The organism is Planococcus sp. ISL-109, from assembly GCF_018613655.1.
Taxonomy (GTDB): Bacteria; Bacillota; Bacilli; order Bacillales_A; family Planococcaceae; genus Planococcus.
Map to the genome: position 1 here is coordinate 74,002 of NZ_JAGGPW010000029.1, position 16,706 is coordinate 90,707.

The 16,706-nt window shown below is 48.9% G+C and carries 15 protein-coding genes, 1 rRNA gene, 1 pseudogene and 1 riboswitch; all 17 genes and pseudogenes read right to left on the bottom strand.

Annotated features, from left to right (window positions below):
• Positions 1 to 4: 4 nt before the first annotated feature.
• A complete protein-coding gene (locus J7E21_RS15320; RefSeq protein ID WP_215109377.1) occupies positions 5 to 1,735 on the bottom strand; it encodes an adenine deaminase C-terminal domain-containing protein in 1,731 nt (576 codons plus the stop codon).
• A 145-nt stretch (positions 1,736 to 1,880) separates the two neighbouring features.
• A complete protein-coding gene (locus J7E21_RS15325) occupies positions 1,881 to 2,471 on the bottom strand; it encodes a GNAT family N-acetyltransferase (protein WP_215109409.1) in 591 nt (196 codons plus the stop codon).
• Between the two features lie 191 nt (positions 2,472 to 2,662).
• The gene (gene purD / locus J7E21_RS15330; protein ID WP_215109379.1) at positions 2,663 to 3,913 is read right to left on the bottom strand and encodes a phosphoribosylamine--glycine ligase; all 1,251 of its coding nucleotides are present in this window, start codon (positions 3,911 to 3,913) and stop codon (positions 2,663 to 2,665) included.
• Positions 3,914 to 3,931: 18 nt separating this feature from the next.
• Positions 3,932 to 5,467 carry a bifunctional phosphoribosylaminoimidazolecarboxamide formyltransferase/IMP cyclohydrolase gene (gene purH, locus J7E21_RS15335; RefSeq protein WP_215109381.1) on the bottom strand — a complete coding sequence of 512 codons (1,536 nt, stop codon included), beginning with the start codon at positions 5,465 to 5,467 and terminating at the stop codon, positions 3,932 to 3,934.
• 11 nt (positions 5,468 to 5,478) lie between these two features.
• Positions 5,479 to 6,063, bottom strand: a complete 585-nt coding sequence (gene purN / locus J7E21_RS15340; protein ID WP_215109383.1) for a phosphoribosylglycinamide formyltransferase — start codon at positions 6,061 to 6,063, stop codon at positions 5,479 to 5,481.
• On the bottom strand, positions 6,056 to 7,114 hold the full coding sequence (gene purM / locus J7E21_RS15345) for a phosphoribosylformylglycinamidine cyclo-ligase (RefSeq protein ID WP_215109385.1): 1,059 nt from the start codon (positions 7,112 to 7,114) through the stop codon (positions 6,056 to 6,058). The genes purN and purM overlap by 8 nt, the downstream gene beginning before the upstream one ends.
• An 11-nt stretch (positions 7,115 to 7,125) precedes the next feature.
• The gene (gene purF / locus J7E21_RS15350) at positions 7,126 to 8,547 is read right to left on the bottom strand and encodes an amidophosphoribosyltransferase (RefSeq protein ID WP_215109387.1); all 1,422 of its coding nucleotides are present in this window, start codon (positions 8,545 to 8,547) and stop codon (positions 7,126 to 7,128) included.
• A complete protein-coding gene (gene purL, locus J7E21_RS15355; protein ID WP_215109389.1) occupies positions 8,523 to 10,748 on the bottom strand; it encodes a phosphoribosylformylglycinamidine synthase subunit PurL in 2,226 nt (741 codons plus the stop codon). The genes purF and purL overlap by 25 nt, the downstream gene beginning before the upstream one ends.
• Positions 10,732 to 11,415 carry a phosphoribosylformylglycinamidine synthase subunit PurQ gene (gene purQ / locus J7E21_RS15360; protein WP_215109391.1) on the bottom strand — a complete coding sequence of 228 codons (684 nt, stop codon included), beginning with the start codon at positions 11,413 to 11,415 and terminating at the stop codon, positions 10,732 to 10,734. Before purQ ends, purL begins: the two co-directional genes overlap by 17 nt.
• The gene (gene purS, locus J7E21_RS15365; protein ID WP_215109393.1) at positions 11,412 to 11,666 is read right to left on the bottom strand and encodes a phosphoribosylformylglycinamidine synthase subunit PurS; all 255 of its coding nucleotides are present in this window, start codon (positions 11,664 to 11,666) and stop codon (positions 11,412 to 11,414) included. Before purS ends, purQ begins: the two co-directional genes overlap by 4 nt.
• Positions 11,666 to 12,379 (bottom strand): phosphoribosylaminoimidazolesuccinocarboxamide synthase, encoded by a 714-nt coding sequence (purC, locus tag J7E21_RS15370; RefSeq protein WP_215109395.1) that lies wholly within the window; start codon positions 12,377 to 12,379, stop codon positions 11,666 to 11,668. Before purC ends, purS begins: the two co-directional genes overlap by 1 nt.
• A 15-nt stretch (positions 12,380 to 12,394) precedes the next feature.
• Positions 12,395 to 13,690 carry an adenylosuccinate lyase gene (purB, locus tag J7E21_RS15375; protein ID WP_215109397.1) on the bottom strand — a complete coding sequence of 432 codons (1,296 nt, stop codon included), beginning with the start codon at positions 13,688 to 13,690 and terminating at the stop codon, positions 12,395 to 12,397.
• Between the two features lie 16 nt (positions 13,691 to 13,706).
• On the bottom strand, positions 13,707 to 14,831 hold the full coding sequence (gene purK, locus J7E21_RS15380) for a 5-(carboxyamino)imidazole ribonucleotide synthase (protein ID WP_215109399.1): 1,125 nt from the start codon (positions 14,829 to 14,831) through the stop codon (positions 13,707 to 13,709).
• Entirely contained in the window at positions 14,828 to 15,316 is a 489-nt protein-coding gene (gene purE, locus J7E21_RS15385; RefSeq protein WP_215109401.1) for a 5-(carboxyamino)imidazole ribonucleotide mutase, read from the bottom strand. Before purE ends, purK begins: the two co-directional genes overlap by 4 nt.
• 136 nt (positions 15,317 to 15,452) lie before the next feature.
• Positions 15,453 to 15,553: riboswitch (purine riboswitch) on the bottom strand.
• Positions 15,554 to 15,638: 85 nt separating this feature from the next.
• Complete coding sequence (locus tag J7E21_RS15390; protein WP_215109403.1) at positions 15,639 to 15,827, bottom strand: NETI motif-containing protein; 189 nt, start codon at positions 15,825 to 15,827, stop codon at positions 15,639 to 15,641.
• 23 nt (positions 15,828 to 15,850) lie between these two features.
• Positions 15,851 to 16,336, bottom strand: a pseudogene (locus J7E21_RS15395) (DUF2179 domain-containing protein).
• Positions 16,337 to 16,504: 168 nt separating this feature from the next.
• Positions 16,505 to 16,620, bottom strand: a 5S ribosomal RNA gene (gene rrf / locus J7E21_RS15400).
• Positions 16,621 to 16,706 lie beyond the last annotated feature (86 nt).

The window sequence follows — 16,706 nt, forward strand, 5'->3', positions numbered from 1 at the left end:
CTGATCACCTCATGAATGCCGGGAATAAGATGGTTTTGTTCATCACATCATAAATCCCTTTTTGGGTAATGCGTACATACGGCAAATGTGTCGCCATCAAGAATAATAATGTATAGACAGCGTCTCCGTGTTCATAGCCGCGTTGTTTCAAAGCGCTCTTCAATGCCGTTTCCTTTTCCATCAATTGTTCCATCGGCAACTCCGACATGATACCGCCGATTGGCAATTGCAATTCACAAACCGTTTCGCCGTTTTCCATCAAGACGATGCCTCCTTTTAGAAGCTTCACTCGTTCAAAAGCTTTCCACATATCTTTGCGGCTTTTGCCGATCAGCACGACATCCCCTGTGTTCGTATAAGAAGAAGCAAATCCGTCAACTCTAGCTGCAAATCCTTTAATTAAGGTGTTCACGCGCCATTTTCCGTTGCGGTCAATAAGCATGAGGAAGCTTTCTTCGTGGTCTTTCGACAAGCGTTCGACATTGGTATCGACATTCACCGAATACGGCTTGGTGATGACGTCATTGATCATTTCCACGCCGAACGGCATCGAAAACTGGAAGTCATCATCAGTCAATTCGAAATCAAGTTCGAGATCCGGCAGCACCGACCAGTCCACTTCATCGAGTGAGCACACCTTTTCGCCGTCGCGCTTGAGCCATACGCCTTTTGAAATAACTCCGCTCGGCACCGGATTGTCGATTGAATCGAGAATGTTCAAATTTGCATAACGGCCGGTCGCAATCAAACCGTGCAAACTAGTCATATTGTAATAGCGCGCCACGTTATATGACGCCATCATATACGCATCGATTGCCGGAACCCCCGCGTCAAGGGCAATCTGTATGCATAGATCTATAACGCCGTCTTTATGGAACGTAGGCGTCGAACCATCAGTCGTCATCATCAATTTATCGAAGACATTCAGTTCACGTTCGACAATTCCCGCGAGTAAATTCGGCAAATCCGGACGGATAGAAGAATGGCGCAGCGTCACACCGTAGCCGTGAAGCAAGCGCATTTCCACTTCATCAACCGTCATCGCTTCGTGATCACCATCCGCTCCAAGCAGTTTCATGCGCGCCAAAGTTTTCTCGGACGCTCCCGGGAAATGGCCTTCGATTTTCTTACGGTTGGTCTTCGCTTTTTGGATCCAGTAAAGCATTTGGTCATCGCCGGCCATCAGTTTCGGCCAGCCAGTAAGTTCTCCGCCGAGCAAGACATCCGGACGGTCAAGCCATTCGCCGACTGATTTTGATGTGAATTTTTGGTCTTCCTCGAGCAATTCCGTTTGGGAATCAAAACGGGTCCACCAATAAAACGTAAACGGCAACTGGGCCAGACGATCAAGCAATGTAAACGCTTTCTCGTTTTCCAACGCTAAAAATAACGGCAAGTTATCCGAGATAAAGCCGGTTGTTCCGCCTTGCGCAGCAAAATCAGCAAAGCGCTGCGGATTGTAAAGCTGGTATGGGTGCACATGCGGATCCATATAGCCCGGTACGATGAATTTGCCTGAGACATCGACCACTTCTGTCGACTCATCGATTTTCGGCATTTCTTTGCCGGCATAAACAATACGGTCGTCGTTTACCCAAATATTTCCATTCATCCATTTTTTAAAAATCCCATGCAGATACGTAGCATTCGTCAGCACGAGATCCGGGGACAATTCTTTTGTGACAATTTTCAATTGTTTCCGTATTTCTATGTTTTTCCATAAAGGGTTTACCATGCGAAGGCACCTGCTCTCTTTTCGATATTCATACTTCATATCCTAGCATAATTATGCAGTATTTTACAGGGAAGGACTTAAAAATCGCCACGCTGTTTTCAGCTTCGGACAAAAAAATCCACGTCTCTTGGACGTGGATTTTCACTTATTTATTGACCGGATTACTGAATGGCTTCAGGATATCTTTCTGATCTTGTTCTTTTCTAGTCAGCACATCGGAAACCGGGTCATAGGATTCGCCGTAGAAATGCTCGTCTTTGTACGTGTGAATATCTTCGTACATCGTTTTCATCGCTTCGAAAATCTCTTCTTCGGTTTCGTTGTTCGGCGCCCAGTAAAGAATCTCCATGGAGTTTTCTTCACCAGTCGCAAGCGAACGGCGGCAATAGCCGATTGATGATGCATGCTCGAAGCCTTCCCGTGCATAAAAGCGCAAACGCTTTTCCGAATCGGTGTCTTCGTAGTCGACCGGTTCGACTTCCAGGATGATCGGTTTGTTCTTATCCTTCAGGAAGTGCAATGCTTTTTTGCCGATGCCCATTCCGCGTGATTCTTTCGAGACGTATAAATAATCAACGAATGAAAAGTTCGGAAACTCTGCATACATCAACACGTGGTATGGACCTTCGTCTTTGTAGTAGACACTGCCTTTTTCTTTCAGCAGCGAGTCCATATGTTCTTTCGATTTCATTTCCTGTATAGGAAAATACTGATTCAGTTTTTCATACCAGTTCATCATTTCTGCTCCTTCCGAGTTTGAATGCCCTGCTGGTTTTGTTTCTTCCGGGGTAATGCTTGGTGGAAATTGGAGTTTAGTAAAAGAGGTAAAAGTGGGCTTGTGAAAATCCTCCGCGGCAGTTTGCCGCATAAATAAAATGACACAGCTTCGTGACGAAATTGTGTCATTTCATTATAGCAACTATTCACTTATATTGCACGCCAGCCGATGTCTTTGCGGTAAAAGAATCCGCTCCAATCCACTTTCCCGAGTGCTGCATAGACGATACGCTGAGCATCCTCAAGTGTTTCCCCGCTGCCTGCGACCAAAATGACGCGGCCGCCGTTTGCGATGAATTTATCTCCTGTGCGGCTTGTTCCGGCATGGCTGATGGTCACATCCTGCAGTTGCGCGAGATCCGGTAAAGGCGCACCTTTTTCAACAGTTCCCGGATAACCAGCTGCTGCAACGACAACGCCGAGCACAGGGCGTTCATCCCATTCAAGCTCCATTTCATGGCCATCCAAAATCGACGAAATGAACGTGCCTAAGTCGGTCTTGAGGCGCGGTAAGACGACTTGCGTTTCCGGGTCGCCGAAGCGCGCATTGAATTCGATGACTTTCGGGCCTTGAGAGGTCAAAATGATGCCGGCATACAAAATGCCATTGAATGGAGTGCCTTCACTCTTCATCGCCTCTACTGTCGGACGGACAATTTTTGTGAAGGTCTCATCCACGATCGCTTGTGATATTTGCGGCACCGGCGAGTATGCACCCATGCCGCCGGTATTCGGACCCATGTCGCCATCGTAAGCACGCTTATGGTCTTGTGAGATGACCATCGGGTAGATCTTTCCGTCCTGGACAAACGACATGAATGAAAATTCCTCGCCGTCCAAGAATTCTTCGATAACCACAGTGGATCCCGATGTGCCGAATTTCTGTCCGTCGAGCATATCCGTCACCGCGTCAATCGCTTCCTGTTCGCTTTGTGCCACGACGACGCCTTTGCCTGCAGCAAGGCCGTCCGCTTTGATGACGATCGGCGCTCCTTGTTGTTTGATGTAGCTTATAGCTTTCGCTGTATCCGAAAAACTGTCATAGCTTGCGGTTGGGATATCGTATTTCTTCATCAATTCCTTGGCGAACGCTTTGCTGCCTTCGATGCGCGCTGCCGCTTTGTTCGGCCCGAAAATCTTCAAGCCGCGTTGTTCGAAGAAATCGACGAGTCCTTCTGCCAGCGGCTGTTCCGGACCGACAAACGTAAATGCCACATCATTGTCCTGTGCAAATTGGGCGAGTCCTTCGAAATCTAGTTCATCGATCGCAACCAGTTCCGCGTCCTGTGCCATGCCGGCATTGCCAGGAGCTACGTAAACTTGTTCGACTGATGGCGAAATGGCGAATTGATGGGCAAGCGCATGTTCGCGCCCCCCTTTGCCGATAACTAATACGTTCATAAACGTGCACCTCCCCGATTAATGTTTAAAATGACGGACGCCTGTAAAGACCATCGCGATGCCGTGTGCGTTCGCTGCATCGATCGACTCCTGGTCTTTTTTCGATCCGCCCGGTTGGATGATCGCTTTGATGCCGGCTTTAGCGGCCGCTTCTACCGTATCGGACATTGGGAAAAAGGCATCTGACGCCAACGCGGCGCCTTGCGCTTTATCAGCCGCTTGCTCGAGTGCAATGGCCGCTGCACCGACGCGGTTCATCTGTCCGGCCCCAACGCCTAAAGTCATCGACTCATCGCATACTACTATGGCGTTCGATTTAACGTGCTTGACGACGCTCCAGCCGAGTTTCAAGGCTTCGAGTTCTTGTTCTGTCGGCTGTCTCTCCGTAACGACGCGAATGTCGGCATCCGAGTAGCCGAACGTATCCGGCTCTTGGACGAGCAAGCCGCCTTCGACCGTCACCGTATTCCATTTATCGCGGCGCTTTGTTTCGAACGGTACCGTCAATAAACGGATGTTTTTCTTTTTGCCGAGTTCTTCGAGCGCATCGGCTGTGAATGCCGGCGCGATGACGATTTCAAGGAAAATCCCCGACAATTGTTGCGCCGTCTCGAGGTCAACTTCACGATTCAAAGCGACAATGCCACCGAAGATCGATGTCGAATCCGCTTCGTATGCTTTCGCGAATGCTTTCGCAAGGGTGTCTCCGGTGCCGACGCCACACGGGTTCATGTGTTTGACCGCAACACTTGCTGGCATGGTGAATTCTTTGATGATCTGAAGCGCTGCATTGGCGTCCTGAATATTGTTATAGGAAAGTTCTTTGCCGTGCAATTGTGTAGCGTGCGCGATCGAGAAATCCGAACCGAGTGCGCTCTTGTAGAATGCAGCTTTCTGATGCGGGTTCTCGCCGTAGCGCAGCGCTTGGGACAATTCATATGTAAGGGTCAACTGCTCCGGATATTGTTCATCCGTCAGTTCCGTTAAATAATTGGAAATATACGCATCGTACGCCGCTGTGTGGCGGAATACTTTTGCTGCAAGTTTACGGCGCAGCCCTAGGCTTGTTTTTTGCTGTTTGCGCAGTTCCGCGAGCACCGCCTCGTAATCGCCGGAATCCACAATCACCGTGACATAAGCATGGTTTTTTGCCGCAGAACGCAGCATTGTCGGGCCGCCGATATCGATATTTTCAATGGCATCGTCGACTGTCACATCCGGTTTTGAAATCGTTTCACGAAACGGGTATAAATTAACACAGACAAATTCAATCGGCGAAATTCCGTTATCGCTCATTTGCTGCTGGTGCTCAGCATCATCGTGTTTCGCTAGCAAGCCGCCGTGGATCAACGGGTGTAAAGTTTTAACGCGGCCGCCCAGAATTTCAGGAAAACCGGTCACTTCATCTACCGCAGTCGTCGGAACGCCATTGTCTTCCAAATGCTTCCGCGTGCCGCCTGTCGACAAGATTTCTACGTCCATTTTCACTAGTTCACGGGCAAACTCTAAAATTCCGGATTTGTCCGAAACGCTCATTAATGCTCTTCTTTTCATCAATGGACCTCCTATACCGACTGTTGCCGGCTGAATAATTGCTGCAAACTCTCAGGGTATAAGCGATGTTCGATGTCATGGATTTTGCGTTCTACGGTTTCACGGTCTTGGCTGTCCACCGGAAATGATTGCTGCGCAATAATCGCCCCTGTATCCATGCCTTCGTCGACAAAATGCACCGTAACACCCGCCACTTCAGCATCTGCGGCAAGCGTCTGGCCGATTGCATCTTTTCCGGGAAAAGCCGGTAACACCGACGGATGGATATTGACGATGCGGTTTTCATAAGCGGACAATAGAACAGAACCGATCAAACGCATAAACCCGGCAAGCACGAGCCACTCGGCCCCTGCTTTTTCGAGTTCGTTCGCAAGCATCGATTCGTACTGTTCTTTTGAAGCGAAGTTGCGCGGTAAAAAAGTAAGTGCCGGGACTCCTGCTTGTTTTGCTCTTTCCACTACGAAAGCGTCCGGCTTGTCTGTGACCACCAATACGATTTCCGCATCCAGCCGACCTTCCACGATCGCTTCATGGAGCGCTTGAAAATTAGAGCCGTTTCCAGAAGCGAAAACGGCAATTTTTGTTCGATTATTCATTCAAAGTCCCGTCCTGACTGCCTTGAAAATAAACGCCCTCTGTTTCGGTCACACGGCCAATCACATATGCTTTATCGCCACTCGCTTCGGCCGCTTGGATCGCCGCTTGCGCATCTGCTTCAGAAACCGCTACGGCAAAACCGATGCCCATATTGAACACGGAATACAAATCGCGGTCTGTCAGTTCGCCTTTTATTTTCAACAAATCAAACACCGGAAGCACCGGCCAGGAACCGAGTTCGATTTCCACGCCGAGCCCACTCGGCATCATGCGCGGCAAGTTTTCGATAAATCCGCCACCCGTAATGTGTGCCATTCCGTGGACGTCCGCTTTTGTGCGTATAGCCTGCACCGTTTTAGCATAAATTTTCGTCGGCTCAAGAAGCAACGATTGGAGTGTACCGAGCTGTTCAAAGCCTTCCACTTTATCATCTAATGATCCTTCGCTTTCGCCGAACAAAATATGGCGGACGAGCGAGTAGCCATTTGAGTGGATGCCGCTTGAAGCAAGCCCCACCAACACATCCCCCGCTTGGATTCGTTCACCCGTGACGATGTCCGCTTTTTCAGCAGCACCGACCGCAAAGCCTGCGATATCATATTCGTTCTCCTCATAAAGCCCTGGCATCTCGGCCGTCTCTCCGCCGATCAGTGCCGCTCCGGCATCTACGCAGCCATCAGCTACGCCTTTGACGATTTGTTCGATCTTTTCGGGAACCGCTTTGCCGCAAGCGATATAATCGAGGAAAAACAATGGTTCCGCACCTTGCGCGACGATGTCGTTGACGCACATTGCGACGCAATCGACACCGATCGTATCGTGCTTATCCGCCATAAAGGCCAGCTTTAGCTTCGTGCCGACACCATCTGTCCCGGATACGAGAACCGGTTGTTTCAAATTCAGCTCGGACAAATCGAACATGCCGCCGAATCCGCCGAATGCACCGAGCATTCCAGTGCGTGCGGTGCGCTCGACATGGGATTTCATCCGCTTGACGGCTTCATAGCCCGCTTCGATATTGACACCTGCTTTTTCATACGCTTTAGACACTTCGGTTCCCCCTATTTCACTTTTTCTTTTTCATGCGGCAAGACGGTATCCGGGTAAATGTTCGTTGGATAGTCGCCTGTGAAACACGCCAAACAATGGCCGCATTTCGAGCCTGGATCGGTACGTCCGATGTTTTGGACCATGCCGTCGACCGATAAAAATGTCAGCGAATCCGCACCGATGATTTCTCGCATTTCTTCAACTGTATTGTTTGCGGCGATCAATTCTCCGGAAGTGCTGATGTCGATGCCGTAAAAACAAGGGTTTTTTATTGGCGGTGAACTGATGACAACATGCACTTCCGTCGCACCAGATTCTTTTAATAAAGTGACGATGCGGCGAGACGTCGTACCACGGACGATCGAGTCATCGACCATGACCACACGCTTGCCTTTAACCACTTGGCGTACAGGCGACAGCTTCATTTTGACGCCCCGTTCACGCAATTCTTGTGAAGGCTGGATGAACGTCCGTCCGACATAACGGTTTTTGATGAGTCCAAGTTCATAAGGTATACCGCTCTGCTCGGAAAAACCGATTGCTGCGGAAATACTGGAATCGGGAACACCGGTGACGACATCCGCTTCGATGTGGACTTCTTTCGCTAATTGCTTGCCGAGTCGCTTTCTTGCCGAGTGGATGTTGATGCCGTCGATATCGGAATCCGGACGGGAGAAATAAACATATTCCATCGTACAAATCGAGCGCTCTGCTGGATACGCGAAGCGTTCCTTGCGCATGCCATCATTGTTTACTACCAAAAACTCACCCGGTTCGACCGAATGGACAAACTCCGCTCCAACAATATCAAATGCACACGTTTCTGAAGCTACGACCCATGCATCGCCCATCTTGCCGACCGACAATGGGCGCAAACCGTTCGGGTCGAGCGCCACGAACATCGCATCTTCCGTCAAGATCAGGCAAGCAAAAGCGCCTTTTAATAACGACAATGCATTTTTCGCTTTTTCTTCAAAGCTTTCATAACCGCTCCGTTTGATGAGGTGAGCGAGCACTTCCGTATCGGAAGTCGTTTGGAAAATACTTCCTTGGCGTTCGAGGTGTCCTTTTAATTGCGTCGCGTTTACCAAATTTCCGTTATGGGAAATAGCCAGGCTGCCGGTCGTCGAATTGAACAGCAGCGGCTGGACATTTTCAATCCCGCTGCCGCCTGCTGTCGCGTAGCGGACATGGCCGATTGCCGCCATGCCCGTTATCTTCTCCAATTTTTCCGGTGTAAAAACTTCACTGACCATGCCTTCGCCTTTTAGTGCGCGCAATGCGTCCCCATCAGTGGAAACGATTCCGGCGCCTTCTTGTCCGCGATGCTGCAAAGCGTGAAGCCCATAATACGTGAGTTGCGCTGCGTTGGTGTGGCCCCAAATGCCAAAAATCCCGCATTCTTCGTTCAGCCCTCTGATTTCAGCAAGCATGGTATAGCCCCTTTCCAGGCGGAGCGGAGCGTTTCGACCGACTCATCGATCCATACGGCTCCGTCTTCCCCTTTGACGATCAAACGATCACCCGTGACTTCACCGATTTTCCGTGCATCTGTAACTGTATTCTCGAATGCTTCCGCTTGCTCAGGTGAAACCGTCAGCAAAAAGCGTGACTGTGTTTCACTGAACAAAGCGGTCGTTTTGGAGCCTGTCAATGTCACTTCGACGCCGAGCCCATTGCCGAATGTTTTCTCAGCTAACGCCACTGCGACGCCGCCTTCTGCCGTGTCATGTGCCGATGCTACCAAACCTTGCTGGATCGCAGAAAGAATCTGCGATTGGCGTTGTGCTTCCACTTCCAAGTCGATGGACGGCGCTTTTCCAAAAATGCGGCCTTCCACCATTTTCTGCAATTCGCTTCCGCCGAATTCCGTCATGCTGCCGCCGATGAGATAGACAAAATCGCCTTGCTTTTTCGCGTCTTGCGTCGTCACATGCTTCAAATCTTCGACTAGGCCAACGAGGCCGATCGTCGGAGTCGGATAAATGGCTGTACCGTTTGTTTCATTATATAAAGAGACGTTACCGCCGATTACGGGTGCGTTCAACGTGAGACACGCTGCGGACATTCCGTCTGCCGCTTTTTCTAACTGCCAGAAAATCTCCGGCTTTTCTGGGTTGCCGAAGTTCAGGCAATCCGTGATTGCAAGTGGTCTGCCGCCTGATACGACAACGTTTCTCGCCGCTTCTGCGACAGCGATTTTCCCGCCGGTTTCCGGATCCAAATAAATATAACGCGAGTTGCAATCCGTTGTCATCGCGAGCCCTTTATTCGTGCCACGCACGCGGATCACCGCTGCGTCAGAGCCAGGCGATACGACCGTGCTCGTTCGCACTTGGTGATCGTACTGATTATAGACCCATTCTTTCGAGGCAATGGTCGGTTGCTGCAAGAGCGCCAGAAGTGCTGCCTGGTGGTCTTCGACTTTCGGCTCTTCGTTCGGCAAGCTTTGGTATTCGCGGTAATAATCCGGCTCGCTTGATTTCTGGTAATAAACCGGCGCATCTTCTGCTAGTGCGTCGACCGGCACTTCTGCGACGATTTCACCCTTATGCTTTAAGCGCAATGTGGAATCGTCTGTTACTCTTCCGACAGTTACGGCATCAAGTCCATACTTTTCGAATAGCTTGGTGATTTCCGGCTCGCGCCCTTGTTTGACGACGATGAGCATGCGTTCCTGGGATTCCGACAACATCATTTCATAAGCCGTCATGTTCGTTTCGCGCTGTGGCACATGGTCCAAATCCATCTCGATGCCGGATCCGGCTTTGGATGCCATTTCCGCTGAAGATGAAGTTAGCCCAGCAGCCCCCATGTCCTGGATGCCGATGAGTGCATCGGATTTCACCAGTTCGAGGCATGCTTCAAGAAGCAATTTCTCCATGAACGGATCGCCGACTTGTACCGCCGGACGATTTTCATCGGATGCATCGGTCAATTCTTCGGATGCAAACGTCGCGCCGTGGATGCCGTCGCGGCCTGTTTTCGCGCCGACGTACATGACCGGGTTGCCGGTTCCTTTAGCCACGCCTTTTTGGATATCTTTATGGTCGATCAAGCCGACGCACATCGCATTGACGAGTGGATTTCCGTCATACGATGCATCAAACTGCACTTCGCCTCCGACTGTCGGAATGCCGATGCAATTGCCGTAACCGGCGATGCCTGCTACTACTTCTTCGAACAAGTATTTCACACGAGGTGTTTCAAGTTCCCCGAAGCGCAACGAGTTCAGCAATGCGACAGGACGAGCGCCCATCGAGAAAACGTCGCGGATGATTCCGCCAACGCCTGTTGCCGCTCCCTGGTAAGGCTCGATTGCGGACGGGTGGTTATGAGACTCCATTTTGAATACGACAGCCTGGCCGTCTCCGATATCGACGATTCCTGCTCCTTCTCCTGGCCCTTGCAAGACATGTTCGCCTGAAGTTGGAAATTTCGATAGAATTGGTTTGGAGTTTTTATAGGAACAATGTTCAGACCACATGACAGAAAACAAACCTGTCTCAGTGTAGTTCGGCGTTCTGCCGAGGATGTCTTCGACCATTTTGAATTCAGCATCCGACAAACCCATCTGCTTGTAGATTTGCTGTTCTTTAATTTGGACTGCATTCGGTTCAAGCGTGACTGACATGTGATTCCCTCCACTGTTTAACGATTGATCTGAATAATGGCAAGCCGTCCGTTCCGCCGATCAAGTCGGAAACGGCACGTTCAGGGTGCGGCATCATGCCGAGCACGTTGCCGCGTTCATTGATGATCCCTGCCACATTATTGCGGCTGCCGTTAAAGTCTTCTGCGTAAGTAAAAACGATTTGGTTATTGTCCTTCAAATGCTGATATGTCGCATCGTCGCAATAGTAATTGCCTTCGCCGTGTGCGACCGGAATGCGGATTTCTTCGCCTTGTGCATAGTCGTTTGTGAACAAAGTATTGGCATTCTCGACTTTCAAGCTGACCGTACGGCAAGTGAATTTCAAATCCTTATTGCGCAACAATACCCCCGGGAGAAGCCCTGCTTCCGTCAAAATCTGGAATCCATTGCAAATGCCGAGAACCGGTTTGCCGGCTTCCGCCGCTTTACGCACTTCGTCCATGACACCTGAAAAGCGTGCGATGGCGCCTGCGCGCAAATAATCACCATATGAAAAGCCGCCCGGCAACAGAATGCCATCATAGCTGCTTAAGTCGTGTGTATCGTGCCAAACGTATTCTGCTTCTTCTCCAAGCTCATCTTTGATGGCGTGGTACATGTCCAAGTCACAATTCGATCCTGGGAAAACAATCACTGCAAACTTCATTGCGAGACAACCTCCTCGATTTCATAGCGGTAATCTTCTATTACCGTGTTCGCAAGCAGGCGGCTGCACAATTCTTCGACCAAAGCATCTACATCGCGCTCGCTGTCTCCGATAACAAGCTCCAAATATTTGCCGATCCGGACATCCTGAACTTCCCCATAGCCCATCTTATGGAGCGATCCCATCACAGCAGATCCTTGTGGGTCGAGTACACTTTCACGCAAAGTCACATACACTTTTACTTTTTTCATCAATTTTGTCCTCCCAGTCGAGATAAAATGAGTTCATAAGCATCGGTCAAGTTGCCGAGATTCCGACGAAATACGTCTTTATCGAGTTTTTGTTTCGTTTCCTTATCCCATAAGCGGCATGTGTCCGGTGAAATTTCGTCAGCCAGCAGGATTTCACCGTTTTCGTCACGGCCAAATTCGATTTTGAAATCGACCAAATCAACACCAATATCTTGGAAAAAGCCGATCAGCACCTTATTGATAGTCCGTGCTTTGTCTTTCAGTGCAGCAACTTCCTGTTCTGTCGCAAGCGCCAGCATATCGACGTGGTCATCCGTAATAAGCGGATCACCGAGTTCATCGTCTTTCAAGTAAAATTCCACAACCGGCTGTTGGATCACTTGGCCTTCTTCAAGTCCGAGGCGCTTTGCCATGCTGCCGGCGACGATATTGCGCACGACGACTTCGATAGGAATGATGCTCACTTCGCGCACCAATTGCTCACGTTCAGACAATTGCTTCACGAAATGAGAAGCGATGCCGGCTTCTTTCAATTTTTCAAACAGCAAAGAGGTAATTTGATTGTTCAAACGCCCTTTGCCCGAAATCTCTTCTTTTTTCTCTCCGTTGAACGCAGTGGCGGAATCTTTATATTCCACCCAAAGAATGCCTTGCTCGTCCGTCTTATACAGACGCTTCGCTTTTCCTTCGTACAATAGCTGAGCTTTTTCCATGATTGATGCCTCCGTTTAATTTAATCCGAGACGGTTGAAGATCATATCGACTTGTTGCAAGTGGTGGTTATAATCGAAGCAATCATCCAGCTCTTCTTTCGACAGCTGGGATGTGATCGTATCATTCGCTTCTACAACCTGACGGAAAGAAGTCTGCGTTTCCCATGCCTCCATCGCACAAGGCTGAACTGTATCATATGCAGCTTCACGTGCCATGCCTTTATCGATCAGCGTGAGCAGTACGCGCTGTGAATAGATAAGCCCGAGTGTCGAATCCATATTGCGTTTCATATTATCCGGGAACACTGTCAAGTTCTTGACGATATTGCCGAAACGGTTGAGCATATAGTTCAAAGTGATCGTCGCATCCGGCAAAATGACGCGTTCTGCAGACGAATGCGAGATGTCGCGTTCGTGCCAAAGGGAAACGTTCTCATACGCTGTCACCATATAACCGCGGATTAGACGTGCAAGGCCAGTCATATTTTCAGAACCGATCGGGTTGCGTTTATGCGGCATCGCTGATGATCCTTTTTGTCCTTTCGCGAAAAACTCTTCCACTTCACGCGTCTCTGACTTCTGCAAGCCGCGGATTTCCGTCGCGAACTTTTCGATTGATGAGGCGATCAACGCGAGCGTGCTCATATATTGTGCATGGCGATCACGCTGCAAAGTCTGTGTCGAGATCGGTGATGCGGCAATGCCTAAGTTTTTGCACACATATTCTTCGACAAATGGATCGATATTTGCATACGTTCCGACTGCACCGGACATTTTTCCCGTTTCAATCGACTTCGCAGCTGCTTCAAAACGCTCCAAATTACGCTTCATTTCCTCATGCCAAAGCGCCAATTTCAAACCGAATGTCGTCGGCTCTGCGTGGACACCGTGCGTACGCCCCATCATGACTGTCATTTTATGCTCTTTCGCTTTGGCAGCTAAAATGTCGATAAAATTCGTCAAATCTTTGCGCAGGATTTCATTCGCCTGCTTCAAAAGATACGACAGCGCCGTGTCGACAACATCCGTTGACGTCAGTCCGTAATGAACCCATTTGCGCTCTTCCCCAAGCGTTTCAGAAACCGCACGTGTAAAGGCAACTACGTCGTGACGTGTTTCTTCTTCGATTTCCAAGATGCGGTCGACTGAAAAGCCTGCATTCTCCCGGATTTTCGCAACGTCTGCTTTCGGGATATCTCCGATTTCAGCCCATGCTTCACAAGCAAGAATTTCCACTTCCAGCCATGCTTGGTATTTGTTTTCTTCTGTCCAAATGGCACCCATTTCCGGGCGTGTATAACGTGCGATCATAATCAATATCCTCCAATTATTCCAGCCAGATGCCGGATGCTTCGATTTCTGTAAGTGTTTGTTCAAGGTCTTCCGTCAAAATGGTCACATGCCCCATTTTGCGCTTGTGCTTTGCCTCATCCTTGCCGTATAGATGAATCGACCAGTCTGGGTAGTGCGCGATTTTTTTCGTCAGCGGCGCCACATGCTCTCCCAACACATTGACCATGACAGCCGAACTCCAAAGTTTCGGCTTGCGCAGCGGCCATCCACAAATGGCGCGGATGTGTTGGTGGAACTGGGAAATATTCGTCGCTTCGATTGAATAATGTCCCGAATTATGCGGACGCGGTGCCAGTTCATTGACTAGGATTTCTCCATCCGCCAGCACGAACATCTCGACAGCCAGCGTTCCGACCATTTGCAAATGCTCGGCGATTGCGTGTGCCGCTTGCTGCGCTTTTCGGATCGTTTCTTCATCAACCCGTGCAGGCACAATCGTTTGGTGCAATATATGATCTTTATGGATATTCTCGCCAATCGGCAAGATAGCCGTTTCGCCTAATGTGTTGCGCTGAATCACAACAGAGATTTCCATCGTGAAGTCAATAAATGCTTCTGCAACGCAATCCCCTGATTGGAACAAAGATTGTGCTTCCTTGAGCTGATCTGCATGTTTGACGATTTGCTGGCCTTTGCCATCATATCCGCCTCTTGCCGTTTTCACGACAAACGGATAATCCAAAGTGGCCGCTTGTTCTTGTAGCTGTTCGAACGTAGAAGCTTCTATATAATCCGCTACCGGTACACCGGCTGCACGAATCGCTTTTTTCTCGATGATTCTATTTTGGGTAATGCCGATCAGTTCTGCGCCTTGAGGCACATAAGCAATTTCCGTCAAATGGCGAAGCCCGTCCACATCGATATTTTCAAACTCATATGTGATGACGTCACTTACTTCCGCTAGCTCTTCCAATGCTTGTGCATCATTGAAGGGGGCCACGATTTGAATATCCGCTACTTGCCCTGTCGGAGAGTCCATTCCCGGATCCAAAACCGCAATTTTAAAGCCCGCTTCTTTGGCTGCCAAAGCCATCATGCGACCCAATTGGCCGCCCCCGATAATGCCGATTGTCTGTCCGGGCAAAATCGTTCTCGTCATATCAAATCACCTGAGCTTTCCAAAACGGCTTCTGCAGTCCGCTCGCGTCTCGCTTGTAGCGCCTCAGCTGCCTGTTTATCGACAGTCCCTAAAATCTGTGCAGCAAGCAAGCCTGCGTTAATCGCGCCAGCTTTTCCGATAGCAACTGTTGCGACCGGCACACCACCCGGCATTTGAACGATGGACAATAATGAATCCAAGCCATTCAGCGCTTTTGATTGCACTGGAACGCCGATGACCGGCAAAGTAGTTTTCGCAGCGACCATTCCCGGAAGATGGGCAGCACCACCAGCTCCGGCAATAATGACATGTAAGCCGCGACTTCTAGCTTCCTCAGCATAGCTGAACATCAAATCCGGTGTTCGATGCGCTGATATCACTTTCTTTTCATAACCGACCTTCAGTTCATCCAACACGTCGCACGCATGTTTCATCGTTTCCCAATCACTCGAGCTTCCCATAATAATGCCGATTCGCGGATCCATTCAATAACCTCTCTTTCAAAAATAAAAAGCCCTCAAATAAACTGCTCACATGACGTGAAAAGCAGTTTACTTAAGGACTTTGATTCAACGAAATCATACGTGATGGCATAAAAAAGCACATCCTCCGTTATAAGTACCATAAGTTGCTTTCCCGCATAGTCCGGACATTTACGGTGTCCTGGTAGAGACGCAGAAGCCAATCCTTCTGCATATATGGGGTTTCCTTATTAATCATAACAAGATGGATCTAGTGCGTCAATGATAAAGTCGAACAATGTATAGTTTGTTTTATTTAATGTTCGTGTTTTATAGCCATCTTCTGCTATTTTTCGATTTTATTACCTTTAAACTTGATGATCTGGCGAACTGGTACAGGCTCCCCATTGATTTCTTCAAATAAAGGCTCTTCTTTTCGGCCAACAGCCATATAGCCTTCCTGCTTCATCCGGTCTAGGCAGTCTTCCAGCGTTTCGTGTTCCTGCACTTCAAACCACAGCGTCTTTTTGCTCATTTAAACAACCTACCTCTTTTCACTTATTTTACCCAGAAACCGCCGTGAATCATCTTCGGTTCAAAAGCGGTGATAAAGGCTTTCGGATCGATATCTTTGATGATCCGATACAATTTCAGTTCCATTTTCCAGGGAACAAGATTTCTCATCGCATGCCGTTGGCGTCCCAATCCGTCACGCCGTAGTCTTTTTCGCGTAATTTCCGGGCAAATAACCACTTTCATCACTCGTGATAAAGTTGACTGCAATATAGCCAAGCGACATTTTCTTCTCGATTTTCGAACCGATGACAACGCCGGATTGCGGGATCCATAACTGGTCGTATAAGCGATCAAGTTCTGGATTTTGTCTAAATTGTCCAAAATTAATCCAAGTCCTACTATTAATATAACCACTTCGACCATACTGACCAGCGCCGCTAAATAGTAGAAACCTTTCAGCGTCATAATCATGCGCACATTGAAGAATATGACATAAGCGATGTCGATCGAAAAGATAATCAACACCATTAAAAAAGGATTAATATCCAAGTTTTACAGCCTTTCTTTCGCAATTAAATTTCATATTAGGTCAATCAAAGCACGATTGCAAGAGGGTATAGACCTTGTTAGCGAAAACTCATAAAAAAATCCATACAAAAAAGCCGCTACCAATGACGGTAACGACTTTCTTCATGTGCCCAGCGACGTCCTACTCTCACAGGGGGAGACCCCCAACTACCATCGGCGCAAAAGAGCTTAACTTCCGTGTTCGGGATGGGAACGGGTGTGGCCTCTTTGCCATCGTCACTAGACTGTATTAATTTGAAAGACAAGATTCATTATATCAATAATACCGATTTTTTTCAAGCTTTTTCTCAAAAAATCTAATCTTATTCTT

What these genes read in the sequence shown, in the direction of transcription:
- J7E21_RS15320 (WP_215109377.1), bottom strand. Translation starts at nt 1,735, where the DNA reads ATGGTAAACCCTTTATGGAAAAACATAGAAATACGGAAACAATTGAAA.
- J7E21_RS15325 (WP_215109409.1), bottom strand. Translation starts at nt 2,471, where the DNA reads ATGAACTGGTATGAAAAACTGAATCAGTATTTTCCTATACAGGAAATG.
- purD (WP_215109379.1), bottom strand. Translation starts at nt 3,913, where the DNA reads ATGAACGTATTAGTTATCGGCAAAGGGGGGCGCGAACATGCGCTTGCC.
- purH (WP_215109381.1), bottom strand. Translation starts at nt 5,467, where the DNA reads ATGAAAAGAAGAGCATTAATGAGCGTTTCGGACAAATCCGGAATTTTA.
- purN (WP_215109383.1), bottom strand. Translation starts at nt 6,063, where the DNA reads ATGAATAATCGAACAAAAATTGCCGTTTTCGCTTCTGGAAACGGCTCT.
- purF (WP_215109387.1), bottom strand. Translation starts at nt 8,547, where the DNA reads ATGCTTGCTGAAATCAGAGGGCTGAACGAAGAATGCGGGATTTTTGGC.
- purL (WP_215109389.1), bottom strand. Translation starts at nt 10,748, where the DNA reads ATGTCAGTCACGCTTGAACCGAATGCAGTCCAAATTAAAGAACAGCAA.
- purQ (WP_215109391.1), bottom strand. Translation starts at nt 11,415, where the DNA reads ATGAAGTTTGCAGTGATTGTTTTCCCAGGATCGAATTGTGACTTGGAC.
- purS (WP_215109393.1), bottom strand. Translation starts at nt 11,666, where the DNA reads ATGAAAAAAGTAAAAGTGTATGTGACTTTGCGTGAAAGTGTACTCGAC.
- purC (WP_215109395.1), bottom strand. Translation starts at nt 12,379, where the DNA reads ATGGAAAAAGCTCAGCTATTGTACGAAGGAAAAGCGAAGCGTCTGTAT.
- purB (WP_215109397.1), bottom strand. Translation starts at nt 13,690, where the DNA reads ATGATCGCACGTTATACACGCCCGGAAATGGGTGCCATTTGGACAGAA.
- purK (WP_215109399.1), bottom strand. Translation starts at nt 14,831, where the DNA reads ATGACGAGAACGATTTTGCCCGGACAGACAATCGGCATTATCGGGGGC.
- purE (WP_215109401.1), bottom strand. Translation starts at nt 15,316, where the DNA reads ATGGATCCGCGAATCGGCATTATTATGGGAAGCTCGAGTGATTGGGAA.
- J7E21_RS15390 (WP_215109403.1), bottom strand. Translation starts at nt 15,827, where the DNA reads ATGAGCAAAAAGACGCTGTGGTTTGAAGTGCAGGAACACGAAACGCTG.